We start from the raw sequence: 22,801 nt of genomic DNA on the forward strand, positions 1-22,801 counted from the left end.
CAACTCCACGGAGATGGGGAAATGAAAAACACCAGTCTGAGTTTTAAAATGTACTTCGTTATGGGAATCTTGATTGCGGGATCTATTGTGATCGCCGCCATCGGCCTGAGCCGTATGAGAAAAATCAACGACACTCTTCATTCCATTGTGAATGAAAAGTCTGCGCGAGTCTCTATCGTCAAAGATATTCGCTCCACTTTTTATCTCCAACTGATGAATGAAAGAAACTACATTCTAGAAACCGACCCGGAAAAAATGAAAAAGATCGATGCTCTCATGGAAACTCGCCATGACGAGATCTTAAAGCGTGTCGACGATCTGCACGCTGTATCTACGGAGATTGGCAAGGAAGAGGCTGCCAAGTTTAAAGCCGCTTATCAGGAATGGTGGAAAAACACGCAAGAGGTCAAAGCCTTCGTAGCCTCCGGCGATAAGACCAAGGCTTTACATCAAAGCCAGTCCGTGGGTCACGAAATTCGTCAAACAAGCGAGTCGATCATTAATGGCAACGTACAAAGAAATGAAGAGCGGATGTCTAAGGAAGCCATACAGGCAGAAAAAGATTATGAATCAGCCAAAGTTTTGATGCTGACCGCAAGTATCGGGACAATCCTTCTTGGTCTATCTATTGGTGGATTAATTTTGCGTTCGCTATCAAAATCGATTAACCAAATCATCGGAAATCTTTCTGCTTCGTCGAATCACGTATCAGCAGCGTCCCAACAAATTGCCTCCGCCTCTGTCGAACTTTCGGAAGCTACCACAGAACAGGCTTCTTCCCTGGAAGAAACCGTCGCGACCATTGAAGAGCTTTCATCAATGGTCAAGGTCAACGCTGAAAATGCCGGCCAAGCGTCTTTGCTTTCGAGTCAAGCCAGCAATATCGTTTCTCGAGGCGAAAAAGAAATGGGTTCATTAATCTCTTCCATGGGAGAGATTTCCCAAGATTCTAAAAAGATCTCGGACATTATCAATGTGATCGACGACATAGCCTTCCAAACAAATCTTTTGGCCTTAAATGCGGCCGTAGAGGCGGCACGCGCCGGAGAACAAGGCAAAGGTTTTGCGGTGGTCGCCGAGGCTGTTCGAACCCTCGCCCAGCGCAGTTCGATTGCCGCTAAAGACATCGCGGAACTCATTAAGTCTAGCGTGGGCCGCATCGAACATGGCAGTGAGCAAGTAGAGAAAAGCAGCGCTGTCCTAACTGAGATATTGAGTGCGATCACGAAAGTGGCCCAACTCAATCAAGAGATTTCCGCTGCCAGCACTGAACAATCCAATGGAATTGCCCAGATCAGCAAAGCCATGAATCAGTTAGATCAAGTGACGCAAGTTAATGCCGCATCGTCTGAAGAGGCCGCTGCCTCCGCAGAAGAACTTTCAGCACAAGCAGACAGCTTAAAGAATGTGATTTCAACACTTGTCCAAGTTGTTAAAGGCAAATCCGAAACCCCAGAGGAAATGCCTGTCAGCAAGTTGCCGTCGAAAGTGCCGGTGAAAATGGGATCCACTAGACCACCGACTTCACACAGTGAAGATTTGCTTCCGCTAAATTCTGCGGGCTAATCGCTCTGGGAATTAACAGCAAGGTGTAGTTTCGCGTTGCCTCTTCTTTTTGCTCTGTAAAATCGGATTCCTATTTCAGAATTTACAGAGCAGGGAGGCTTTTTCATGAAAGACACAAATCCACGATATCGTCATTTCACATCTGATAGCGTCGACTATGGATTAAGAACAAATGCCATTCATAATCCTTCTTCAGGTTACAGCTATTCCGAGGCTGAATCTTACGAGTGGGATCGTTCTATGAACCCCAATGTTCGTTACATTCCCGGAGAGAGCAATCGGGACCTTGCCCGTCGCGAACGAGACTATTCTGGAGTGGGTCCTAAAAATTACCGCCGCACCGATGAACGTATCTATGAAGATGTGTGTGAAGTTTTGTCCCGACATCCCGATATTGATGCGAGCGAAATTGAAGTGTCTGTGCGCGACGGAATTGTTTTTTTAGATGGGACCGTTGAAACTCGTCGAGTTCGCCGACTTGCTCAAGAAATCATAGACGGACTGCCTGGAGTTGAAGACGTTGAAAACTATCTAGATGTTCCCGAAAGAGATCGCGACCGCCGTCGCATCGCACGCAGTTTAAGCTAAAACAAAAGGGGATACTCTCCCCTTTTTACTATTTAACAGAAACGATGGTTTTAAATCCCCCGTACGCCATTTTATGCATTTCAAACGGGCTGTCTTTGGGGTCGAAAGATGTCATAAAAGGATCCGCCATTACTTTTTTATTAACGGCATTGCGATGAGCTTTTGATTTATAAACAATCCAAGAAAACACTACGGTTTCGCCGGATTTTGTTTTTGCAAGTTTCGTAAATGGCATCACTCCTTTTACTTTCAAATCATCACCCACGGTTTCAATATATTCTAGAGCACCGTATTTCATCCATACTTTGGAAGCTTTCTTAGACATCTGCTGGTACTTTTTAAGCTTCGATTTTTTAATCGCAATCACAAAGCCATCTACGTAAGCCATGAGAACTCCTTTATGAAATTTGGTTTAGTTCATGATGGATTTTCTGGACTAAAAAGCCAAAGAAATTAAAAAACTTCCTCATTTTTGGACCAAACTATTGCTTTTTTCGTATATGTAAATAATATGTAAATCAATGGCTCTTCCCGACTGGAACTTATTAAAATCGAAGCTTTCTGTTTTAGCTGATGCCGCGAAGTACGATGCGTCCTGTTCAAGCAGCGGATCGCAACGCAAAAGAGATCCCAAAGGGATGGGAAATGTTGAAGGCATGGGAATTTGTCATAGTTATGCTCCGGATGGCCGATGTATCAGCCTTTTAAAAATTCTGATGACGAACTTTTGCATCTTCGACTGCAAATATTGCGTCAACCGCGTATCAAGCGACGTTAAAAGAGCCAAGTTCAGTCCCGAAGAAATCGTCACTCTGACACTTGAGTTCTATCGTCGTAATTACATTGAAGGACTTTTCCTCAGTTCAGGTATTGTTGAAAGCTCAGACTCGACAATGGAAAAATTAATTTTAGTGGCAAAAACTTTGCGACAAGTTCATCGCTTTCAAGGATACATCCACTTAAAAGTTGTCGCTGGTGCTTCACAAGAGCTTATTGAAGAAGCCGGCTTATGGGCTGATAGAGTCAGTGCAAATATTGAAATGCCCGCGCAGCCGGATTTGGATCTTTTAGCTCCTGCTAAAACAATTGAATCCGCTACGACTTCCATGGATCAGATCGCAGAAAAAGTGAAAGAGACAAAAGAGGAGCAAAAGAAAACTTTCCGTGCTCCTCGTTTTGCTCCGGCGGGACAGACAACGCAGATGATAGTGGGAGCAACTCCCAGTTCGGATTCGTTAATTCTGCAGTCTTCGCAAAATTTGTATAAGAAATATTCCTTACGACGGGTCTATTACTCTGCTTATAGTCCGATTCCTCACGCCGATGTTCTGCTTCCGACAGAGCAGCCGCCACTAATACGCGAAAATAGACTTTACCAAGCCGACTGGCTTTTAAGGTTTTATAAATTCGACGCTTCAGAATTAACAAGTGCTGAGGATCCAAATCTTGCTTTGGACATGGACCCTAAAACAGCCTGGGCTCTGAAACATCGAGAGTATTTTCCGGTGAACGTGAACACGGCTTCTCGAGAACAGCTCTTGCGAGTTCCGGGATTTGGTGTACGCAACGTCGAAAGAATTCTTCAGATGCGGCCCTTTCGAAAGATCACTTTGATGGATCTCGCCAAACTGCGCGTTCCTTTAAAAAGAGCTCGTTATTTTGTTATCACCTCAGATCACAACCCCGATGTGATGTTGCTAGACTCACAACACTTGAAAGAGTCCGTGGCACCGAGTTCGAACCAGCTTTCACTTTTTGACTTAGCCGTGACAGCAAAAACGGGCGAGCTATGAGCTTAACTTTTGAATCGTGGCGATTAAAAGCCCGTGATCTTTTGATAAAAGGTGTTCCACCGAATCAAACTTACTGGGATGAATCCCCTTCTCTTTTTAGTTTTGAAGAAACGGCTTTATTTGCTCCGGTCCCTCATCCAAAAGTTCCTAAGGAGTTTATGGAACTCGCCGAGGCTGTGGCCTGCGCGCGCGATCCTGAAAGATGGGCCTTGCTGTATCGACTGCTCTTCCGATTGAATCATGAAAATCAGAATCTTCTAAACATTGTTGTGGATGAGGATGTGCATAAAGCAAAACTACTTGCGAAATCGGTTCGCCACGATATTCACAAAATGCACGCCTTTGTTCGATTTAAAAAAGCAGACATTGACGGCGTCGAAACTTACGTTGCTTGGCATAAACCCGAGCACTTGATTCTTCCCTTGGCTACTCCGTTTTTTGTTCGACGCTTCGGAGATAAGCCTTGGTCTATTTTTACACCTGACGGATCCGCTCACTGGAATTTACAAAACTTGTCTTTTTCTGAAGGCATGCCGCAAAACGAGTTTGACCATGAAGACCCCTTCGACGAAGTTTGGAAAACTTATTACCGGTCTATTTTTAATCCCGCTCGCTTAAAAATTAAAATGATGAAGGCCGAAATGTCGCCAAAGTATTGGTCCAGCCTTCCAGAGACCGAAATTATTCACGAGTTGATACGCAACACACCTAAACGATTGCAAGACATGGCCGAGGCTCCGCGCTTTAAAGCGGAAGTACCAAAGACAAGTTCTTGGGAAGAACTTCGTACAGCCGCTCTTTCTTGCAAAGCTTGTCCTATTGCTCAACACGCCAATCACACTGTATTCGGTGAAGGACCGTTACAGGCTGATCTGATGATCGTGGGTGAGCAGCCGGGTGATGAAGAGGATCTTGCTGGTAAAGTCTTCATCGGCCCAGCGGGACAGATTTTATCACAAGCACTGGCATTAGCAGGTATCGACCGAGAATCCATCTATGTGACAAACGCCGTAAAACATTTTAAATGGACACAAGGAACAGAAAGCAAAGCGCGTATTCATAAAAAAGCCTCCGGAGCTGAAATGCACGCCTGCAAACCATGGCTTGAGTCTGAAATCGCTTTGGTTAAACCCAAAGTTATTCTAGCCTTAGGAGTGACGGCGGGTACGGCTCTTTACGGCCGCCTTGTGCAAATTCAATCTGAAAGAAATAAAGTAAATACCTCTAGTGCCTTTGCAAAAAGCCTTACGATCTCATGGCATCCATCTGCGATTCTTCGCGCATTCAATGACGACGACCGCGAGCAAAAAATGAAGGACCTTGTAGAAGACTTAAAAAAGGCACATCACTTAAGCCAAACTTAAATCTCATAAGAATTTCCCTTCAAAAAATCTTCGTTCACAAGCTCAAACACCGCTCCGGCTCCCGCCATGGAGCCACTTGCTGCGGCTTGAAGTACGGACTGCATCATCGTCATATTATCTCCCGCTGCAAAAACACCTGGGACCGAAGTCTGTTTCATTTCGTTGACTTGATAAAGTCCCATGTCGTTTTTTTCGCATCCCAGAGATTGACCAATATCTGACTTCATTTGAAACGGAAGAAGTGGAGTCGCAAATAAAGCGTCTCGCTCTTTCACCGTACCGTCTTCAAACTCAAGGCCTTGCAGACGCGTTCCCTCAAAAAGCAACTTCTTGATCTTCTTTTCAACGATCTCGATGCTGTTCTTCTTCATCTGAAGCTTCAGTTCTTCTGGAAAATCGGCAGGACCGTTTGTGAATACCACCACATCCTTAGAAAGCGCTGAAAACATCGGTATACCATGCGCAAGAAATTTGCCATTTCCCACGAGTCCCAACTTATGATTTCGCACTTCAAAGCCATGACAATAAGGGCAATGAAAAACAGCTTTTCCCCATAATTCTTTTAACCCGGGAATTGCAGGGAGGCGATCTTGAATACCATAGGCAAGAATCACTTTTCGGAAATCCGTCACCTCTCCGGAAGAAAGTCGGGCGCGAAAAAAGTTCGTGTGTTTTTCGACCGAAGCGACCGAGCCTGAAAAAAATTGGATAGTTTTATATTTTTCGAGATCGCGTCGGGCTTCTTTTCTCCACGTCGCCGGATGAATCCCGTCTTGTGTTGGAAAGTTATTAAGATGTTCTGAGGCCTCATTGCGAGGTCGCGCATCGTCACATACCAAAGCTGTCCGCCCGATTCTTCCTAAAGACATCGCCGCACTTAAACCCGCGGGTCCACCACCAATTATAAGCACATCCATAAGTTTATTCATGCGTCCTCCATACCATTTCATCCTAATAGATTCAGTGTGAAACGATAATTGCTAATGCGGTTGAATTATTGATACTTTTTTGGTATCAATAGGTAATGGATCTATCTAAGCTTAAGGCCTTTGTCGTAGTTGCCGAAGAACTGAATTTTCGTAAGAGCGCTGAAATACTGGGAATGTCCCAACCTCCGCTCACCCGCCTTATTGCTTCATTTGAAGATGAATTAGGGACAGCTTTGTTTGAAAGGACCACACGCCAAGTGAAGCTCACGGGGGCCGGTGTCTTTCTTTTGAAAGAAGGAAAGGAAATCCTTTCGCGTGCGCAAGGGCTGGAATCCGAGATTAGAGCTTTAGGGAAAATGAAAACCGGAAAAATCAGCATCGCCTTTTCCTCCACGGGATTTTTGGCAAATCTTCCTAAAATTATCCGCGAGTTTCAGGATAGATTCCCGAAAATTAAAATTGAGCTTCAACAAGAAACCCGCGCTGCGATTGTTAAAGGTCTTAAAAGCGGCCGATTTGATGTCGGATTTTTAGAGGGCAGCCTGAGGGATGAAAACTTCCAGTTTCATTCAGTCCAGGATGAAAACCTGGGGGTTCTGCTTCCGAAGAATCACCCATTGAGCAAAAGAAAAGAAATCGAACTTAAAGAGCTCAGCGATGAAACAATCATTCTTCATCCGAAAAAGGACAACAAAGATTTTTACGAAACGATCTCTTACTTGTTTGTTCAAGCTGGCATTAAACCGCTAACTTATGTAAAGAAAGATCACGAAATCTGCCCGTTGCTTGTCGCTACGGGAAAGGGCGTATCTTTGACGATCGCCGCGACTCAAAATTTTGCTCCTGCAGAAACTCGATTCGTACCGATTAAAAAACTTTATCTGCCGGTCAGCGTGTTTTGGGAAAATGAAAATACGAATGCATCCTTAAAGACATTCTTAAGCTTCGTCGTTGAAAATCATGCGCTTTCTAACGGGAAACCAGAATGTCTTATGGACGTGATGAGACTTTAGTGAGATGTAAATTCAGAGTTAAACGCGTGAATACGACGACCAATCGCCGTTAAGCTTTGCTCCAAGGAATCTGCACCTTGTTCGAGTGTTTTCAATCTAGAAACTTGTGCCTCTTTTTTTAAAGTTCGAGCTTCATCAATAAGTGGCTCAAGCTGTAATTGGAACGCCGCTAGGCGCATGGCAACTTTACTTTGCTCTTCATCAGAAACCTTTTCGCCCTCGGGACGTTTCAAGTCATTCAACGACAAAGTCAGCTCACGAACCTTTTCGCCGAGCGCACGAAATTGTTCCATCTTTTGTTGGTGTTGATTTTGACGAGCCTCCAACATTTCAGCCTTTGCAGCGACCAATGCAGCCGCTTTTTCCGCCTCGGCACGAGCCTCATTGAGAGATGTGGAAAGATGAACAACTTCATCAGAAACACCCAAACCACATTCAGTGAAACGATTCATCAATCGCTGAACTTGTTCAAAGTCGAAATCTGATTTTAATTCCATCTCGTCGATCTTCGCACCTAAGCGAACAATCTCAGAAAGATAGTTATCAAGTTTTAAAGCGGCTTCTACCAATGCAGAGGGATTTTTGATTTTGTTTGTCATGCCCGGGGTTATGTCACAGGCCGATTTTAAAGCCAAATTTTTCGGACGCAGTTTCCGTTACAAGTTCGCCATAATAGCAGGGGTCTGCAGAAGACCCCTGCTTTATTTTCTTATAAGCTAGGCTCGGCTAGCATATTAATATGAGCCCGCACATCTTCAGGCCACTTCGAGATCAGTTTTTTAAACTTCTCTGCATCTTTCGCATAAAGAGCTCTAAGCGCTTCTTCATAGTCTGGAAGATCCCCGGCCATCACAGTCATAAATTTATAGGTGGCATCTTGAGATTGGCGGATCAAATCCTTTGCAGCGTTTTTCTTTTTCGCCTCATCTACAAGTCTTCGCAACGTCACCGAAGCTCCGCCCGGTTGTTTTGCCAACCAGTCCCAGTGTTGCGGTAAAAGTGTGACTTCTTTTGAAGTGACACCCAACTTAGGACGGCCCGGACCGCCTTTGGCCGGCTCTTCTTCTTTGATCAAGCCTGATTTTTCAAGACGCTTAAGAACGGCATCGACCGTTCCCCGCAAGTCCAATTCCACTTGCTGACTTGTTTGATTATCAAAGATCAGAATGGCTGCTTGGGGATGATCTTCTAAATGCTCTTTCACTTTTAGAGCGACATCTTTTATGCTACCGCTCGCGATTCTTTGTGAACTGCTGAATGCTGTGCAGGTTTGCAAATTACTTTGCTGCATAAACGTTTCCTTTCAATGACTTCGCAATAAGCCACATCATAAATAAAGTTATAAGGGAGCTTGCAATCACGACGTAACCAACAACATCATAATGTTCTAAAACCCCTTGAGGTCCTTCAACAACGATGAGTCCGGCTACCACAGAAGCACATCCTCCCGCCACTTGCTGAATGGAAGATCCCACCGACATGAATGCTCCACGATTGGATACGGAAGGAATGCCTGACATCAAAGTCTGTGAAGGAATCATGCGCGAGAAAACTCCAACGAACATCAAGACGTTGACCAAAATCACAAGGCCCAAAGGCGTAATTCCAAGATGAGTATAAATCGCCACCATAATGATTCCTAAAATCGTTCCAAACAGAAAGACCTTGAAGTTTCCAAACGTGTCACACGCTCTTCCAACCAGGGGTCCAATGAGGATCGAGGCAAAACCAGAAATCAGATAAATCATCGGAAGCTGATTTTGAGAAATTCCTAAATTGTTCACGGTGAACGCGGTACCAAAAGGCATCAGCATAAAGCCACCGATCGAAAGAAGTGCTGTCGCGCCAAAGGCCATAAGGTATTTAGGCGTGGCGACGGTAGATACTAAATGCGCGACGGGGCTATGCTCTGTTTGAACTTTTAAGTGTTCATCAATGGGCTTAAGATAAGCGAAAATGCCGATGCCCGCGATCGTACTCACAACAACTAGCATGATAAACGGGGCTTTCCATCCCCAAAGATTTGAGAAATAAAGTCCCGCTGGCAAACCCAGGATTTGGCTAGCAGCAAAAGCTGTTTGCACAAAACCCATTACGCGACCGCGTTTTTCCATCGGAAATAAATCGGTGATGATCGCAAAGACGATCGACCCAATCACTCCCCCAAAGATTCCCGTGATCAGTCTGGCGGCAACAAGCCACTCAAAAGTATTCACAAGACCACACATCAAGGTTCCTAAAACGAAGCCCGTGTAAAAAAATAAAAGCAATTTCTTACGATCGAAACGATCCGCAAAACCCGCCGCTAGAAATCCGGAAACTCCGGCACTAAAGGCATACCCTGAGACCACGATCCCAAATTGTGCGGGTGTGATCTTCAGCGCCGGCATTAAGACCGCACCTAAAGGAGAAACAATCATAAAGTCTAAAATGATTGTGAATTGAAGAAAGGCCAATAGGGCCACAACAAATTTTTGGTAGCCCGTGAAAGGCTCGATTCGTTTTTCCATGAAATCAATTATACCCGGATAAAATAAAAATGCAATATTATCCGGGTAATATTATACGTTTAATAAAAATCTAGCTATTTCAACAGCTTACACCAACAATAGATATATCACAGGTTGTTTCTACGTCGAATTTCTTGAATCTGCGCCTTCTGATAAGACCCAAATACATCATTGAACAGACATCGAATCAGGGGGTCCTCAACGATGTCGGCATATTGAATTTCTTCTTCTATTTTTGCTGTAAAACGAAAGTCATTAATACGAACATACATAGATGTCAGTGACTCGCCCAACTCAAGGGCGGCATACACTTTAAATAAAGGAACTTCTGTCACCCAAGCGACTGGAATCTGAGAAGATTCCTCAAGGATTTCTGCCGTTGAGTCTTTTAACAAATAATGAAAATCAAAAGCCTTACCATCGTGATCAAAAAGGGTCAGTCGCCAGCGGCGAGCTTTTAGAAAATAATCATCCTGAGGCGGATCCATAGATTCAAATTTCTCTATGAGACCTTTTCGACAATACTCTAACACCACCCGCTTTTCGGTATCTGAAAGTTTCGGAAATTTTCGTGCAATCTCTGCTGTCGGTGGCGGGATTAGAGAAGGATCAAATTTATAATCGACATTCTGTTCACCGATCGGCTTGATCCATCGCAAGGGTTCAGAGTGTTTTATGCCACTCTTACAAAGTTCAATCGAAACGCCAGGATTTAAACGAACAGTCTCTGTGTCTTGCAAAACATCGGAAATTTCTTTTTGAAACTGCTTATAAGTAATGGGAAAGAAAGCCTGATTATACCAAGACCAGGGCTCAAGCTGGAACTGGCAAGAGCTTGGTACAATGTACTTTGGATTAAGCTCTTTAATCTGTTCGATCCACTCTGGAGGAAGACTTCGTGAAACTTCGGGCGCACGAGAAGGCGCAATCACATCCAGTTCCCGCATTGTTTGAAAAGGCCAAAGCACCATGTCCCAAGAGCCCTCTTTTTTTAAAAGGTCCAAGGTGGAATAATCGATCCACGAATCAACAACATTTAGAATGTTGAAACCCTGATGCTTGATTTGAAAAAGAGAATCGACGTCCTGATCCAAAGCGCGACGGGGAATGATTTCGATATCGCCGATTTGTACACTTTCATTGAGGCTTAAAGAAAAGACGTTTCTAAATCCCAGCTCACGAATCAAAGAAAACATCTCTTCATGAACGCAAAACATGTAAAGCGGCGTCTCTTTATCTAAAAGATTCAGACTTTCCATTGAACAATGATCATCATGGTAGTGGGAAATAAAAATAGCCGAAAGTTTTAGCTTAGAAACTTCTTTTAAATCGAATTCAATAGAAGGATACGCGTGACAGTTACGACTGAAAGGATTTTCAAAAATAGGATCAAACGCGATTTTAGCTGCGCCCGTTTCAAAAATATAACCTGCATGCAAAATTCGAGAGATTTTTAAAGACACGGGCGCATCATATTTTATTTTGCAGACTCTACCAAGCTTTTAAAATTCTGAAGTCCTTTATCAAATATGGGGCTCATCATAAAATCCATCATGATCCCAAGGTAGCGTTTAAAGTAGGGAAGGTTTTGTTCATAGGACCACGTCAGCGTCGTTGTGGTCTCGCCGGAAGCGGCAACAATCCAGTGAGCCATAGCCTCACCCGGCATAGGCTTGTAAAAATCCATGCGCAGGTCCACTGACTTATCCGGAACGGCATTCACAATGGTCATCTTGCCTTCACCTGATTTTTCACCTGAATAGGTCATCGTAGAGCCAACACCCGTTCCGACCACTTCTGTTTTTGAAGTGGGATCACTTTCACTGAAAGGATTCCATTTCACAAATTCATTCAGGTCAGTGAGGCGTGGGTAAACCGCATTAAGGGGGGCGTTGATTTCGATGCTTCGAGCTAATTGGTATTGGGCGGGCATCAACACAGGCGCGATCAGTAGCACAATGACCAAGGCGACAAGAAAATACATGGCTGTTTTCATAAAACTCCTCTCATTTTCCTAACACAAAGTCTGTCTACGCGAGACAAAACTGTCACGCGCAAAAGTGAGTCGTTCTGTGATCAAGACTAGGAAGCATCCAAAGACCATGTCAAAATAGATGTCTATGTTAAAATCATTCTTTCCCGACCGCGATCACAAAGCCCTTTTATTTGATTTCGATGGCACTGTTGCTGACACCATGGGTGCGCACTTAAAGGCATGGAATATTGGCCTAGCTTCTTACAATCTCACTTTAAGTAAAGAACAACACCAGGCGTGGGCGGGCCGCCCGACAAGAAAAATTGTCGAGATGCTTAATGAAATGCACAAAGTGCAGATCCCGGCAGACGTCTTCTTGAAAGAAAAAGAAGTTCACTACTTTTCAGCAATCAACGAAATTAAAGAAATCAAGGCTGTCATGGATGTGATCAAGCACTATCATCGCAGACTCCCGATGGCGATCGTAACCGGCAGCCGTCGACATCCCGTTGAAACAACATTAAAGCATTTAGGGATTACTCAATACTTCGAGCATTTGATTTGCGCTGAAGATTACCAAAACGGAAAACCGGCACCAGACTGCTTTCTTTTAGGCGCGGAAAAGCTGGGGATTGATCCTGCCGAATGCCTAGTTTTTGAGGATGCGCACTTAGGAATCGAAGCCGCTCGTAATGCGCAGATGGATTGTTTGAAAGTGGACGAGTTTCAAAATCTCGTCCTAGTTAAATACTAATCTGGCTTGTAGCTGCTGATATTTTCAAAAAGCTTCGAGATTTTATGATAAAGCTCTGAGATATTTTTCTCAGGGCTTTTTCCAGATAAGTTTGAGGCATCTTCAATTTTTTCAATACAGCGCAAATCTTGGCAGATGTAGTAAGAGCTACTGACATCTGAGCTCATGTTCACCGTTAGCATTCCAATATCTTCGGAGGTGCCGTAGGCATGGCACCAACTGCAAAGCCCTCCCACCGGATCACCCGTCGCAGCAGTCTTTTTGAAAGCGACTCCACGTGGAAGATCCCAGTTAGGCATTTTAAATACAAGATAAGTGTAAACGCCCGAGGGCTCTCTCCACGTAAAGTAGGAACTCACATTTAGCGGATACTTAAGACTTTCAGGAAGAACGAGTTTTTTCTGATCGCGTTTACGAAAGGCCTGAAGCAGCTCCTCTTCAGAAGCGATAGAAAACACATGTTCTTTTTGGAAGTTATTAATTTGCGATAGCACCTTACTCACCTCTTCTTGCTAATTTTAGGTCAGATGTTACGAAAACAAAAGACTCAATTTCTAGGTCGGGCTTCTTTTCAGAGAGTGACTCAAATAAAGCTTTCAAACCAGTGATGTTTACCAAAGATGTGTCAAAGGCGTCACCGTCTGTATCTAGGTGATCTAAAATAGAATCGTGCCCTTTAAGGGCGAAAGGATGACTTTATGAAAGCAAAATTTACTTCCCCCGAATCCGATCGAAGAACCCACCGTCCCCATCTGGAATGGGAAAAAACTGAAATCATCTCTATTGATCCGGAGGCCTCTCTCACTGAAGCAGCTGAACTCATGAAAGAATATCAAATCGGTGATGTTTTAGTTATGCATGAAGATGGACATGGCTCACTTCTTGGAATTCTGACCGACCGGGATATAGCTATGTGCATCGCCGATGGTGCCAATCCGGATCGTGTGCGCGTAAGTCGTGTGATGTCGCGCTCGCCAGTCACGGCTAGATCCGAAGACGATGTTTTTACGATGATATCTTTAATGAAACGTTCGGGCGTGACTCGCTTGCCTCTTTTAGACCGCCGAGGCCGCCTTACGGGAGTCATCACCGCGAAGAACATGATTGAAATTTTAACGGGCGCTCTTTTCGATCTGACTCAGATCGGAGAAACGCAGCACGATAATGAGTGGCAGAAACATTAGGAGGTTTTTATGAATGCTCCGAACAAAGAAGAGATATTGAATCTAGAAAATCAGTATTGGGATGCAATGAAGACGAAGGACGTCGAGGCGGCTGTGTCTTTAACAAAGTTTCCCTGTATCGTCACAGGCCCAGAGGGCGTGCGTAGTATCGACGAAGAACAGTATCGCCAAATGATGAATGCGATGACTTCCACTGATCGCTTTAAAGATATCGAAATTAACGAGCCCCAATTAACTATACTTAACGAGGATGCGGCTTTGCTTACTTACAATATTGAAGTGAGCGGAATGAAGATGCTCGATGTATCAACTTGGGTGCGCGAAAATGGCAAATGGGTCTGCGCCTATCACTCTGAAAACCCTGTGCACTAATTTTCACCGGAGTCGCCCACGGCGACTCCGACTATTTTAAAAAGTCTGCCACGTTGGGATGAAGTCCCTTTTCTTCTGCATCCATGTAAGACCAGACATCCGGTTGTGTTCCATTGATGTCGCGAACTCCATATTCTTTGGCAAGCTGTCCTGAATTGACGGAACGCTGATTCCAGCGTGAGCGCTCTGAATCTGCGGCCACCGCCGCAATACATCTTCCAACAAATCTTGGCGATTCAGATAAAAGAAATCCTGGAGGCGCCTTCGCGTCTTTCCAGTTCGCTTCAGTCACGCCGAAATGCTCAAGCATCATTTCAGATCGTAACCAACCTGGTGATACCGTCATTGCGGTGGCGCCAAACTGCTTAAGCTCATGACCTTGAGAAAACCCCAAGCGATTGATCGAAACTTTCGCCAAATCGTAAAAAACAGAGATGCGGTAATTCTTAAGGTTGTATTCTAAAGTCCCGTCCGTAACTTCCACAAGAAGTCCACCGGGCTTGCGTAAAAGCGGCGACAGAAAAAAAGATGTGATCAAGTGAGTATCTACGGCTAAACGCAACATGCGAAGACCTTGATTAAGATCAAGCTCCCACAGAGGTTTATTCCAGGTATCCGGGGAACCAACCATGGCTTCGCCACCCCAAATATCATTCACCAGAATATCAAGGCCACCAAAGTCTTTAGAGATGCGGTCGGCAAGATTTTTTACTTCATCTTGATTCAAATGATCAGTGGGAATGGCAATTCCGTTACCACCTAAACTTGTTACAAGCTCTGCGGTTTCTTCGATAGTTTCTGATCTTTTATAATCAGAACGCGCCGAGCCTTCAGCCCGAGTTGTTCGGCCTGTGCAGATCACAGTCGCGCCCGCCTCGCCCAAAGCCGTTGCAATTCCGCGACCCGCGCCACGAGTCGCACCAGCGACAACGGCAATTTTATTCCTAAGAGGTTTTGATGTGTTCATTGATAACCGGCCCTATTGAAAACTAAGTGCTAAAACCTGCGCCTTGCACACCATATTCCAAGATATCTTCATCAATCTTGTCAACGAGTCGGTTGTAGGGGCTAAAAATACTTTAGTTTGATGTCCAATGTTTTTGTTTCCGAGGATTTAAAGGCAGCGCGTTTAAAACTGGGGGCTCCAAAATAGACTCGGGGGTTCATAGAAAATCCAAAACCTTCTTGCGGCAGTCCGACAAAATTTGTCTTAAATTTTTTATCTTCGTCTTCATCGTGCATGACCGCAACGGCATATGTGTCATCGTCAAGATCATCGACATCAATGCTCAATTCTTTTTTACCTTCGAGCTTGAGATAAAATGTTTTAGTCGCCTGTTCTGCTTTGCCTGGAAAACTTTCCTTCTGCTTTTCTGAAAAAATGCTGACGGCCAGATATCCATTTCCGTTTCGCAAGTTTGAAAAATTTAATGTCAGTGACCACGCAGGCAAAGAAAGTAAAATGATGACATAGGCACATAAAAATTTAAGCTTCGACATAATCTCTCTCCTGCCAAGTTACTTTTTTCTTTCTCAGTGTCTCTAAAACTCCGGCCATGGATATCACAGCAAAAAGAATTAGGCTCAATGGCGCTAAAAGAACTCCCCACCAAGAAAATCGCCCGTGTTGACGTTGAATGAAACCAAGAAACAAAAGTCCGACGATAGTAATCCAAGTGAACTGAAAAAAGAGGCAGTAGACTAGAGTAATTTCAAGAAAGGCTGCAAAAGAAACCTTCTTCATTCCGAGCCTTAGAAGACGTATCCATCCACGCCAAAACTCTTTAGCAGTATCGTACATCTGAACTTCATAAAGGGAGGTCTTGGGAAAAATGCGGTACTTTAATCCTTTTTCTAAGACTCCTTTTGCCATATCAATGTCTTCGGTAAGTGAAGAACGAAGTGCTTCATGACCGCCTATAGAGTTATAAGCCGCCTTTGAAATTAAAAGATACTGCCCGATGGCGTAGATGCGCGAGGTGCCTTTGCTTTGCGGAAAACCAGCCGCGATTAAAGGAAGAAGATGAAATAAACCTAAACCCTGCTCCCACCAGTTCAAGCAACGGTGGTGCGGAGGTGCTGAAATGAGGTCCGCTTTTTCCTGCAAAAGAAAACCTAAAGCTTGGGATAAGGAATCGGGCCTGTGACGAGTGTCTGCATCAGTAAAAAGGAAGTAATCACCTTGCGCTAACTGCGCGCCATAAGCACAAGCCCATGACTTTCCTACCCAGCCCTCGGGTTTGGGCGGAGCTTTTAAAACTCGCACGTTCTCCCTTGCCGCCACTTCGAAAGTTTTATCCGTAGAGCTGTCATCGACAACTAAGATCTCTGCTTGCACCCCCGACAATCTTTGCAAACTCTGAAGCAAAGGCCCGATGTTGTGCTCTTCATTTCGGCAGGGAACGATAATTGAAACCAGCGGCAATTTTTTAACATTCAAGTTAGTTGCGTGCCGACGCCATGATCTCGTGCGGATAATTAAAACAAAAAGCCCCGCCGTAGATAAAAGCAGATTAAGAATCACTTTAAAACCGCCAGAGTCTCTTTCACTCCAGGATAACCTTCAACAAACCAAGTCCACCAGGCTGTGATCATTATCAAATGACCGACAAGGATAAAAAAGTGACTCCACATCTCTACTCGATCTGATTTCTGAGTAAAATAGCGATGCCAGTGCATACCTTCGTCAACCAGGCTGTAAACGATGCTTAGGAATATCAGCACCAAGGCTGGAATTTTCATAAAGCTAGGATTTTCATAAGCCAAGCACAGCGCCAGCACACTTGAAATACCGGCCGCAATTGTGATGTGATGAACTAAGGCTTCTCCACGTTGAAGCGCCTCTTTATAGACGGTGCGGTGGCCAATCGTATCAAAGGCGATTGCGGCAGTGAAAATAAATGTGCCTACCGGAATATTCCAAGCATAGCCCGGGTATTCAATTCCGTTGATATAACCCACGCTGAAAAAAGCGGCGATGACTGAAAAAAGACCTAGCATCATGCCAACCCACACCGTGTAAACCAGCCAGTCTTTTAAATCAAACTGACGAATACGCATGACGTAAACAATGGAATCTTCAAGAAATGTAGTTTGCTCAGGCTTTTGCATTGGACCTCCATAAAACTATACGCCCGGTTAACGAAGACATCACCCAGAATATTCCAAGACCAACGAGCCAGATCTTGTGCGGGAAAGAAACATATATACGCGAATCCAAAGACGTGGGGCCCAGGCGTAAGATTTTAGATCCGATCTGTGAATACACGGCAGCCGCAATCGCGACAGCCAAAGCAGAGCGTAGCGGAAGGTATTTTAGTCCTTCGCGACCCTCGCGATATAATCCATCTGCCTTTTTTAATAGCCTCTGAACCACGGTGTACACTTGCTCTCTCTGTTCGATAGCAAGAAGGCGCTCGGTGTTCACACCGGCCTCATCCAACCAAGATTGAGGCAGATAGATACGGCCTTTTTCAAAGTCTTCTTTCACGTCGCGCGCGATGTTCGTCAGTTGCATCGCATTTCCCATACTAATGGCAGCTTGTTGTGCTAATGCCAGATTGGCTTTCATCAGGTAACACATCATAACGCCGACAACACCTGCAACCTGATAGGCATACACATCCAGCTCGGCCTCGTTTTTGATACGAACGGCTTGAGTGTCTTTTTGAAATCCTGCAAGAAGCTCAAAAGGATGCTCTGCTGGGATCGAGTGCTTTCGACACACTTTTCCTAAAGAAGAAAAAATTGCGTGCGTGTTTTCGCCACGCAGACCTTTGAGGGTGTTGGTTTGCAATTCTTCAAGCTCACGAAGATTTCCGCCATTGTCGATCACATCATCGCAATGCCGACACCAACGATACAACACCCAACAGTCATGCTTAGTTTCTTGAGAGAAAAAGAGACTTGCAAGATAAAAACTCTTTGAGCCTTTTTCTATCGCCTGTTCAGCGTCTTGGATCATAATCTCCCCATGTCTTCCTGAATAACACTGACTGTGGCCTTAGCTGAGGAAATGACTCCAGGTACTCCTGCCCCCGGATGAGTTCCCGCTCCTACAAAGTACAAACCCTTCACCGAAGCATCACGATTGTGAGTTCTGAAGTAAGCACTTTGGTGCAGAACCGGCTCTAAAGAAAAGGCCGAGCCGACGTGGGCATTCAAGTCTTTTTTAAAATCATCCGGAGTTACAATTTTTTGTACGACCAGATTTTCCTTAAGGCCCGGAAGATATTTCTCTTCCAAATAGTTCATAATCTTTTCGGCGTATTTAGGACCTTCCACGGACCAATCAACTTTGAGATTTCCTAAATGCGCGACGGGAGACAACACATAGAAGCACTCATGCCCTGCCGGAGCCAAAGAAGCATCAGTGCGCGTGGGTGCGTGCAAATAAAGAGAGAAGTCATCCGGAAGTTTTCCGCGCTTAAAGATGTCATCAAGAAGACCGCGGTAACGAGGTCCAAATATCACGTTATGATGAGCCAGTTCGGGATAAGTTTTCTTCGTTCCAAAGTAGATCAAGAATAACGCCATACTGTGGCGCATGCTTTCAACCCGGCGAGCGGTTTCTTTCGTCGCCTTTTCAGAGCGCAAAAGGTGCTTGTACGTATGGACAACGTCACCATTACTTACAACCAAGTCGAACTTTTGTGTGCGACCATCTTTTAACTTTAAACCTGTGACCTTTTGCCCGGTAGTGAGAATTTCATCCACCTCGCAAGAAAGCTCAATCTTTCCACCCAATTCTTTAAAGAGTTTTACCAATGCTTGCACTAAGGCACCCGTTCCTCCGCGAGGAAAATAGACGCCGCCTTTTCTTTCAAGGTAGTGAATCAAAGTATAGATACTTGACGTAGAAAAAGGATTTCCACCTACAAGCAAGCTATGAAAGCTAAAGGCCTGGCGAAGATGTTCATTTTTAATGTAGCGACCAACAGTATCATAAACACTGCGGTCGGCGCGAAGTCGCATCAGCTGAGGCGCGGTTTTTACCATGCTCCATACATTTAAAAAAGGTTTTGCCGCTAATTTTTCATAACCTTCGTGGTATACGTCCTTCGAGTAAGAAAGAAACTTACGATACCCTTCTGCATCCGACGGAGAAATTTTCTTGATCTGGCCAATAGTGTCTTCGACATCACCACCATAATCAAATTGCACACCGTCGTGCCAGAACAGCTTATAAAAAGGCTCCACTTTCATAAGTTCGACGTAGTCTTCAATTTTGCGACCACTGATCGAGAATAATTCCGTTAATGTTTCTGGAGCCGTGATGACCGTAGGGCCTGCATCGAAAGTAAATCCGTTTTCTTTAAAGACGTAAGCTCTTCCGCCTGGCAAATCGCGTTTTTCAAATATCGTGACATCAAAACCTGCCGTTTGCAGTCGTATTGCCGATGCCAGTCCACCAAATCCACTGCCAATAACCGCAGCCTTTTTTCTATTCATAAGCTTTCATCAGTTTGTGCTGAAGCCCTTCTATTGTACTTTTTTGTTCTGATGTTAAAAGGACGGCGCTCTCAAGATCATTGAGGGCCGACTGAAGATAAGAATTTGCCCGAGCCTTGGCCGTAGCCACAACCCCGGCGTGAATAAGAAACTCGCGCACTTTTTTAAAATTCTGGTCCGAATCATTCGCAAGCTCTTTTAGCTCTGCATAGTTATCTGTTGAAAGAATTTCGGCCGCCGTCGCGATAACAAAGGTCAATCGTTTCAGACGTGTGTCTTCGATCCACTTTTTTTCATTGTTCGACGAACAAACATTTCCGATATCGTCGAACATCTGCAAAGCAATTCCGAATTTTTTGCCAAATGCCCCCAAACTTTGAATGAGAGCTGACTCAACTTCACAGGCGACGGGCCCGAATTTGCTCGCTAATTCAGATAGCGCTCCTGTTTTTAGCTCCATGGAGGCCATCGAGATTTCGGGTATTCTTCCCTGGGGCAAAGCACTCCACTCAGTGCCTACGTCAATCGCTTGACCATAGTGAGCTCTTAATAAAACATTTTGCAATTCTTCGGACAATCCTTGTCTAGCTTTATCCGAAACGGGCATACCGCTGATAATTTTAAAAGGAAGGAAGTACATCCAGTTCCCGGCATTCAAAGCCACGGGAAGCCCATAAAGAATATGGACTGCCGGAGCCCCCCGTCTTTCCGTGCTTCCATCTTGAATATCATCAATCACCAAAGAACCCGTATGCAGAATTTCTAAGACAGCACGAGCTTCTTTAGCAATTGAGTGCAGCTGCTCATCAGAAATTTTTCCCTGATTTTTAGCGATCGAAATTCCCAGGTCCACAAGAGTGGACCGCAAATTCTTGCGCGGTCGCGATAGCAAGTTCTTGAGGGGCGCTGTAAGAGCTCCCTCGAGCAAATCGTCGACAGTAGCATTGTTACTGAGCTGAAGAAGACTCCTCAGGCGGGCCCCTTGCGGAAACTCGATATCAGATTCAGATGAAAGATTCATAAAGCCTCTTTTACCTTTCTAGAGAACACCGCACGCAATGCAGGTCCTATATTCACCGGAGGTCTTCCGCTTAAAATTCTAATTCTGTCTAAATACGTCGTATTGCCCGCATAGAAGCGCTCAATCACGGATTGAGGCATGCGATAGAAGTGCTCAAAAACTTTTCTTCTTTCTAAATCCGGTGCCGCTAAGAACAACATACGGTTCAGTAGAAAATAAAACTGTCTGCGCTTCATCTGCTCTGATCGATAGGCTTCAATTGTCGCTAGCAAAGTCTTTCGATTTAGTTGAGATAAAGCAGAAATACGATCAGCCAATCGGACACTGTCGGGTAAAGAGTAACCCGTCACCGGATGAAAAAAACCGGCCGCCATTCCCGTCTTAAAACAATTAGAGGTCGGAGTTTCCGCGTCTAGCGGAATGGGAAGAACTCCGCTTTCGGTTTTTAGGATACGCTCGATCTTCCAGCCACGTCTTTCAATATAGGAGCTGATCTCCCGGGTGAGATCTTCCTGATTCAGGTGCGAATTGCGCGAATACCGAGTGTCTTCAATCAAAAATTCGGTTTCAGAAAAGGGTAGAATATAAAAGAACCGGTAACCATCAAGCTGTGGGACTGTCGCATCCATCAGGAGGGGGACTTGCAGACCATGAGGTTTGCTCAGTCGAACACACTGTCCTAGAAATTTCTGATACCCCAATCTAGCAGAAGAGGAAGTAAATCCTCTTCCGTCCACAACAGCTTCGAAAAACAGAGTTCTCCCGTCACTGAGCGCGACATGATCGTGCGCTACAGTTTGCACAGGTGAAAGAAATTGTAGGTCGACACCCGCATTTAGAAGTTCTCGCTGAAGTTTTTCAGGGGTGATAGTGGCATACGTCGAATCGTAACGCTTTTTATACAAGGGAAAGGAAACTTCGTAACCGTTCCAACTATGAGCAATCAGCTCTTGCAGCACTGCGAAGTTGGCTTCACCTACGTCCGTTTTATGAAAGGACCATGTTCGGCCCTCATCGATGCGAGATTTAGACTCATAAATTACTATATTGAGATCAGGATGCCGCTTACGCAGAAACCAGGCCAAAATACCGTTCCCCAGGCCCGCGCCAACTAAACAAAGAGTGCTTTCTTGCGTCGTCATGGTCCAGAATGTCTAATATTTGTATAGGTTCCGTCAAGTATGCTTATAATATATGCAAGACCATTGTATTTATACAATACTTAGACAATGATTTGACTACTGGCATACCTTGAACTATGTCTGTCATTTGGAGTGACTATGGAAGTATTTAGCATCGGCATCGTCGCAAAGATGACCGGCCTTACCGAGTTTACTCTTCGCGCTTGGGAAAGACGTTACGGCGTCCCTCTTCCAAATCGAAGTGATACCGGACGGCGCGTGTATGCACTTCGCGAAATCGAGAAGCTTAAGATATTAAAGCTCCTAACAGAGAGCGGTCACTCTATTGGTGAGATCGCCCATCTTGAGCTGCCAAAACTCAATGCTTTAGTGAAGCAAAGCGTGGAAAATTCGGCCACAACTCAAACAGTTCTGAAATTAGTGGCCGCAACCTCAGAGTGCGATCTTCCCCGGCTCTCCGCCCTATTAAAATCAGCTCAATTGGAAAATGACACCCGAACACTGTTAGTGGAAGTTATCAGCCCCACCCTAGCCGAAATCGGTCGAAGAGTTTTCGACGGCGAGCTTGATGTCTATCACGAGCATGCGGCCTCCTCGGTGATTCGAAATCTTCTTTCGGGGATTCTCTATTCTATAGAACAACTGCCGGATAAGAACGAAACAAAAACCATTATTCTAGCAACTCCAGAAGGCGAGCATCACGAATTCGGAGTTCTTATTTCTGCCATTCTAGCAGCGCTTCGAGGAAATAAGGTTTTATACCTCGGCCCCAATATGCCCGCTATTTCTTTTGCCCGCGCCATTAAAAACGCCAACGCCGCAGTGGCGGTTGTTGGGTGCTCAGCTCCCCAAGAAGCTTTATCAACGTCTCGGTACAAAGACTTTGTGAATCAGCTTTCAGCGGAGGTGGATAACTCGGTTCCCTTCTGGTTTGGGGGCTTTCGAAATGAGGATATTGAAAAGCTCTCCTGTCTGACCAAAAGAGATGTTGTTTTCATGAACCGCTACCAGGATCTGGAGCGAGCCTTAAGAGAACTTTCTAAATAGCTTAAAACTTTAAGGCCCCAGAAATGGGGCCTTTCCATTTATTAAATAATTTATACGGACCTGGTTTTTCGTTTACAAATTACGTAACTAGT

25 protein-coding genes are annotated in these 22,801 nt (G+C 44.8%); 9 read left to right on the forward strand and 16 right to left on the reverse strand.

Annotated elements, in window-relative coordinates; translation table 11 throughout:
* Positions 1–21: 21 nt before the first annotated feature.
* Entirely contained in the window at positions 22–1,566 is a 1,545-nt protein-coding gene (locus AZI87_RS05670; protein ID WP_063205412.1) for a methyl-accepting chemotaxis protein, read from the forward strand.
* 105 nt (positions 1,567–1,671) lie between these two features.
* Positions 1,672–2,154, forward strand: a complete 483-nt coding sequence (locus tag AZI87_RS05675; RefSeq protein WP_063205413.1) for a BON domain-containing protein — start codon at positions 1,672–1,674, stop codon at positions 2,152–2,154.
* Between the two features lie 28 nt (positions 2,155–2,182).
* Here AZI87_RS05675 and AZI87_RS05680 read toward each other — a convergent pair whose 3' ends face one another.
* Positions 2,183–2,542: a DUF1428 domain-containing protein gene (locus AZI87_RS05680; protein WP_063205414.1), complete on the reverse strand. Its 360-nt coding sequence runs from the start codon at positions 2,540–2,542 to the stop codon at positions 2,183–2,185.
* A 133-nt stretch (positions 2,543–2,675) separates the two neighbouring features.
* On the opposite strand from AZI87_RS05680, the gene AZI87_RS05685 reads away from it, so the two are divergent.
* Both AZI87_RS05685 and AZI87_RS05690 read left to right on the forward strand, forming a co-directional pair.
* A complete protein-coding gene (locus tag AZI87_RS05685) occupies positions 2,676–3,947 on the forward strand; it encodes a putative DNA modification/repair radical SAM protein (protein WP_063205415.1) in 1,272 nt (423 codons plus the stop codon).
* Positions 3,944–5,311 (forward strand): UdgX family uracil-DNA binding protein, encoded by a 1,368-nt coding sequence (locus tag AZI87_RS05690; protein WP_063205416.1) that lies wholly within the window; start codon positions 3,944–3,946, stop codon positions 5,309–5,311. Before AZI87_RS05685 ends, AZI87_RS05690 begins: the two co-directional genes overlap by 4 nt.
* Here the strand turns inward: AZI87_RS05690 and AZI87_RS05695 are convergent.
* Complete coding sequence (locus AZI87_RS05695) at positions 5,308–6,240, reverse strand: NAD(P)/FAD-dependent oxidoreductase (RefSeq protein ID WP_063205417.1); 933 nt, start codon at positions 6,238–6,240, stop codon at positions 5,308–5,310. The genes AZI87_RS05690 and AZI87_RS05695 overlap by 4 nt on opposite strands.
* 95 nt (positions 6,241–6,335) lie before the next feature.
* Between AZI87_RS05695 and AZI87_RS05700 the strand changes: the two genes are divergently transcribed.
* The gene (locus tag AZI87_RS05700) at positions 6,336–7,253 is read left to right on the forward strand and encodes a LysR family transcriptional regulator (RefSeq protein ID WP_063205418.1); all 918 of its coding nucleotides are present in this window, start codon (positions 6,336–6,338) and stop codon (positions 7,251–7,253) included.
* Here AZI87_RS05700 and AZI87_RS05705 read toward each other — a convergent pair.
* The 5 genes from AZI87_RS05705 to AZI87_RS05725 form a co-directional block, all read right to left on the reverse strand.
* Positions 7,250–7,852: a hypothetical protein gene (locus tag AZI87_RS05705; protein WP_063205419.1), complete on the reverse strand. Its 603-nt coding sequence runs from the start codon at positions 7,850–7,852 to the stop codon at positions 7,250–7,252. The genes AZI87_RS05700 and AZI87_RS05705 overlap by 4 nt on opposite strands.
* A gap of 110 nt (positions 7,853–7,962) precedes the next feature.
* The gene (locus AZI87_RS05710) at positions 7,963–8,544 is read right to left on the reverse strand and encodes a DUF2239 family protein (protein ID WP_063205420.1); all 582 of its coding nucleotides are present in this window, start codon (positions 8,542–8,544) and stop codon (positions 7,963–7,965) included.
* Positions 8,531–9,763, reverse strand: coding sequence for an MFS transporter (locus AZI87_RS05715; RefSeq protein ID WP_063205421.1), 1,233 nt, complete (start codon positions 9,761–9,763; stop codon positions 8,531–8,533). The genes AZI87_RS05710 and AZI87_RS05715 overlap by 14 nt, the downstream gene beginning before the upstream one ends.
* Before the next feature lie 107 nt (positions 9,764–9,870).
* Positions 9,871–11,226, reverse strand: coding sequence for an MBL fold metallo-hydrolase (locus tag AZI87_RS05720; RefSeq protein ID WP_063205422.1), 1,356 nt, complete (start codon positions 11,224–11,226; stop codon positions 9,871–9,873).
* Between the two features lie 14 nt (positions 11,227–11,240).
* The gene (locus AZI87_RS05725; protein WP_063205423.1) at positions 11,241–11,759 is read right to left on the reverse strand and encodes an SRPBCC family protein; all 519 of its coding nucleotides are present in this window, start codon (positions 11,757–11,759) and stop codon (positions 11,241–11,243) included.
* Between the two features lie 124 nt (positions 11,760–11,883).
* Between AZI87_RS05725 and AZI87_RS05730 the strand changes: the two genes are divergently transcribed.
* Complete coding sequence (locus tag AZI87_RS05730; RefSeq protein WP_063205424.1) at positions 11,884–12,492, forward strand: HAD family hydrolase; 609 nt, start codon at positions 11,884–11,886, stop codon at positions 12,490–12,492.
* On the opposite strand, the gene AZI87_RS05735 is transcribed toward AZI87_RS05730, so the two are convergent.
* On the reverse strand, positions 12,489–12,995 hold the full coding sequence (locus AZI87_RS05735; RefSeq protein WP_063205425.1) for an FBP domain-containing protein: 507 nt from the start codon (positions 12,993–12,995) through the stop codon (positions 12,489–12,491). The genes AZI87_RS05730 and AZI87_RS05735 overlap by 4 nt on opposite strands.
* A 195-nt stretch (positions 12,996–13,190) precedes the next feature.
* Between AZI87_RS05735 and AZI87_RS05740 the strand changes: the two genes are divergently transcribed.
* Positions 13,191–13,676, forward strand: coding sequence for a CBS domain-containing protein (locus AZI87_RS05740; RefSeq protein ID WP_063205426.1), 486 nt, complete (start codon positions 13,191–13,193; stop codon positions 13,674–13,676).
* 9 nt (positions 13,677–13,685) lie between these two features.
* The gene (locus AZI87_RS05745) at positions 13,686–14,048 is read left to right on the forward strand and encodes a nuclear transport factor 2 family protein (RefSeq protein WP_063205427.1); all 363 of its coding nucleotides are present in this window, start codon (positions 13,686–13,688) and stop codon (positions 14,046–14,048) included.
* 31 nt (positions 14,049–14,079) lie between these two features.
* On the opposite strand, the gene AZI87_RS05750 is transcribed toward AZI87_RS05745, so the two are convergent.
* From AZI87_RS05750 to crtY, 8 genes are all read right to left on the reverse strand, one after another.
* Entirely contained in the window at positions 14,080–15,015 is a 936-nt protein-coding gene (locus AZI87_RS05750) for an SDR family oxidoreductase (RefSeq protein ID WP_063205428.1), read from the reverse strand.
* A gap of 101 nt (positions 15,016–15,116) precedes the next feature.
* A complete protein-coding gene (locus AZI87_RS05755) occupies positions 15,117–15,548 on the reverse strand; it encodes a DUF2141 domain-containing protein (protein ID WP_063205429.1) in 432 nt (143 codons plus the stop codon).
* Entirely contained in the window at positions 15,535–16,572 is a 1,038-nt protein-coding gene (locus tag AZI87_RS05760) for a glycosyltransferase (protein WP_063205430.1), read from the reverse strand. The genes AZI87_RS05755 and AZI87_RS05760 overlap by 14 nt, the downstream gene beginning before the upstream one ends.
* Positions 16,569–17,159: a hypothetical protein gene (locus tag AZI87_RS05765; RefSeq protein ID WP_063205431.1), complete on the reverse strand. Its 591-nt coding sequence runs from the start codon at positions 17,157–17,159 to the stop codon at positions 16,569–16,571. The genes AZI87_RS05760 and AZI87_RS05765 overlap by 4 nt, the downstream gene beginning before the upstream one ends.
* Positions 17,146–18,012, reverse strand: coding sequence for a phytoene/squalene synthase family protein (locus AZI87_RS05770; protein WP_063205432.1), 867 nt, complete (start codon positions 18,010–18,012; stop codon positions 17,146–17,148). Before AZI87_RS05770 ends, AZI87_RS05765 begins: the two co-directional genes overlap by 14 nt.
* On the reverse strand, positions 18,009–19,499 hold the full coding sequence (locus AZI87_RS05775) for a phytoene desaturase (RefSeq protein ID WP_063205433.1): 1,491 nt from the start codon (positions 19,497–19,499) through the stop codon (positions 18,009–18,011). The genes AZI87_RS05770 and AZI87_RS05775 overlap by 4 nt, the downstream gene beginning before the upstream one ends.
* Positions 19,492–20,520, reverse strand: coding sequence for a polyprenyl synthetase family protein (locus tag AZI87_RS05780; RefSeq protein WP_063205434.1), 1,029 nt, complete (start codon positions 20,518–20,520; stop codon positions 19,492–19,494). Before AZI87_RS05780 ends, AZI87_RS05775 begins: the two co-directional genes overlap by 8 nt.
* Positions 20,517–21,662 (reverse strand): lycopene beta-cyclase CrtY, encoded by a 1,146-nt coding sequence (crtY, locus tag AZI87_RS05785; RefSeq protein ID WP_063205435.1) that lies wholly within the window; start codon positions 21,660–21,662, stop codon positions 20,517–20,519. The genes AZI87_RS05780 and crtY overlap by 4 nt, the downstream gene beginning before the upstream one ends.
* A gap of 138 nt (positions 21,663–21,800) precedes the next feature.
* Here crtY and AZI87_RS05790 point away from each other — a divergent pair, with 138 nt between their 5' ends.
* The gene (locus AZI87_RS05790; RefSeq protein WP_063205436.1) at positions 21,801–22,709 is read left to right on the forward strand and encodes a MerR family transcriptional regulator; all 909 of its coding nucleotides are present in this window, start codon (positions 21,801–21,803) and stop codon (positions 22,707–22,709) included.
* Positions 22,710–22,801 lie beyond the last annotated feature (92 nt).

Origin of the sequence: Bdellovibrio bacteriovorus (genome assembly GCF_001592745.1) — a bacterium.
GTDB classification, from domain to species: Bacteria; Bdellovibrionota; Bdellovibrionia; order Bdellovibrionales; family Bdellovibrionaceae; genus Bdellovibrio; species Bdellovibrio bacteriovorus_B.

What these genes read in the sequence shown, in the direction of transcription:
- AZI87_RS05685 (WP_063205415.1), top strand. Translation starts at nt 2,676, where the DNA reads ATGGCTCTTCCCGACTGGAACTTATTAAAATCGAAGCTTTCTGTTTTA.
- AZI87_RS05705 (WP_063205419.1), bottom strand. Translation starts at nt 7,852, where the DNA reads ATGACAAACAAAATCAAAAATCCCTCTGCATTGGTAGAAGCCGCTTTA.
- AZI87_RS05695 (WP_063205417.1), bottom strand. Translation starts at nt 6,240, where the DNA reads ATGAATAAACTTATGGATGTGCTTATAATTGGTGGTGGACCCGCGGGT.
- AZI87_RS05745 (WP_063205427.1), top strand. Translation starts at nt 13,686, where the DNA reads ATGAATGCTCCGAACAAAGAAGAGATATTGAATCTAGAAAATCAGTAT.
- AZI87_RS05765 (WP_063205431.1), bottom strand. Translation starts at nt 17,159, where the DNA reads ATGCAAAAGCCTGAGCAAACTACATTTCTTGAAGATTCCATTGTTTAC.
- AZI87_RS05725 (WP_063205423.1), bottom strand. Translation starts at nt 11,759, where the DNA reads ATGAAAACAGCCATGTATTTTCTTGTCGCCTTGGTCATTGTGCTACTG.
- AZI87_RS05710 (WP_063205420.1), bottom strand. Translation starts at nt 8,544, where the DNA reads ATGCAGCAAAGTAATTTGCAAACCTGCACAGCATTCAGCAGTTCACAA.
- AZI87_RS05750 (WP_063205428.1), bottom strand. Translation starts at nt 15,015, where the DNA reads ATGAACACATCAAAACCTCTTAGGAATAAAATTGCCGTTGTCGCTGGT.
- AZI87_RS05690 (WP_063205416.1), top strand. Translation starts at nt 3,944, where the DNA reads ATGAGCTTAACTTTTGAATCGTGGCGATTAAAAGCCCGTGATCTTTTG.
- AZI87_RS05770 (WP_063205432.1), bottom strand. Translation starts at nt 18,012, where the DNA reads ATGATCCAAGACGCTGAACAGGCGATAGAAAAAGGCTCAAAGAGTTTT.
- AZI87_RS05740 (WP_063205426.1), top strand. Translation starts at nt 13,191, where the DNA reads ATGAAAGCAAAATTTACTTCCCCCGAATCCGATCGAAGAACCCACCGT.
- AZI87_RS05775 (WP_063205433.1), bottom strand. Translation starts at nt 19,499, where the DNA reads ATGAATAGAAAAAAGGCTGCGGTTATTGGCAGTGGATTTGGTGGACTG.
- AZI87_RS05680 (WP_063205414.1), bottom strand. Translation starts at nt 2,542, where the DNA reads ATGGCTTACGTAGATGGCTTTGTGATTGCGATTAAAAAATCGAAGCTT.
- AZI87_RS05755 (WP_063205429.1), bottom strand. Translation starts at nt 15,548, where the DNA reads ATGTCGAAGCTTAAATTTTTATGTGCCTATGTCATCATTTTACTTTCT.
- AZI87_RS05670 (WP_063205412.1), top strand. Translation starts at nt 22, where the DNA reads ATGAAAAACACCAGTCTGAGTTTTAAAATGTACTTCGTTATGGGAATC.
- crtY (WP_063205435.1), bottom strand. Translation starts at nt 21,662, where the DNA reads ATGACGACGCAAGAAAGCACTCTTTGTTTAGTTGGCGCGGGCCTGGGG.
- AZI87_RS05715 (WP_063205421.1), bottom strand. Translation starts at nt 9,763, where the DNA reads ATGGAAAAACGAATCGAGCCTTTCACGGGCTACCAAAAATTTGTTGTG.
- AZI87_RS05790 (WP_063205436.1), top strand. Translation starts at nt 21,801, where the DNA reads ATGGAAGTATTTAGCATCGGCATCGTCGCAAAGATGACCGGCCTTACC.
- AZI87_RS05700 (WP_063205418.1), top strand. Translation starts at nt 6,336, where the DNA reads ATGGATCTATCTAAGCTTAAGGCCTTTGTCGTAGTTGCCGAAGAACTG.
- AZI87_RS05780 (WP_063205434.1), bottom strand. Translation starts at nt 20,520, where the DNA reads ATGAATCTTTCATCTGAATCTGATATCGAGTTTCCGCAAGGGGCCCGC.
- AZI87_RS05675 (WP_063205413.1), top strand. Translation starts at nt 1,672, where the DNA reads ATGAAAGACACAAATCCACGATATCGTCATTTCACATCTGATAGCGTC.
- AZI87_RS05730 (WP_063205424.1), top strand. Translation starts at nt 11,884, where the DNA reads ATGTTAAAATCATTCTTTCCCGACCGCGATCACAAAGCCCTTTTATTT.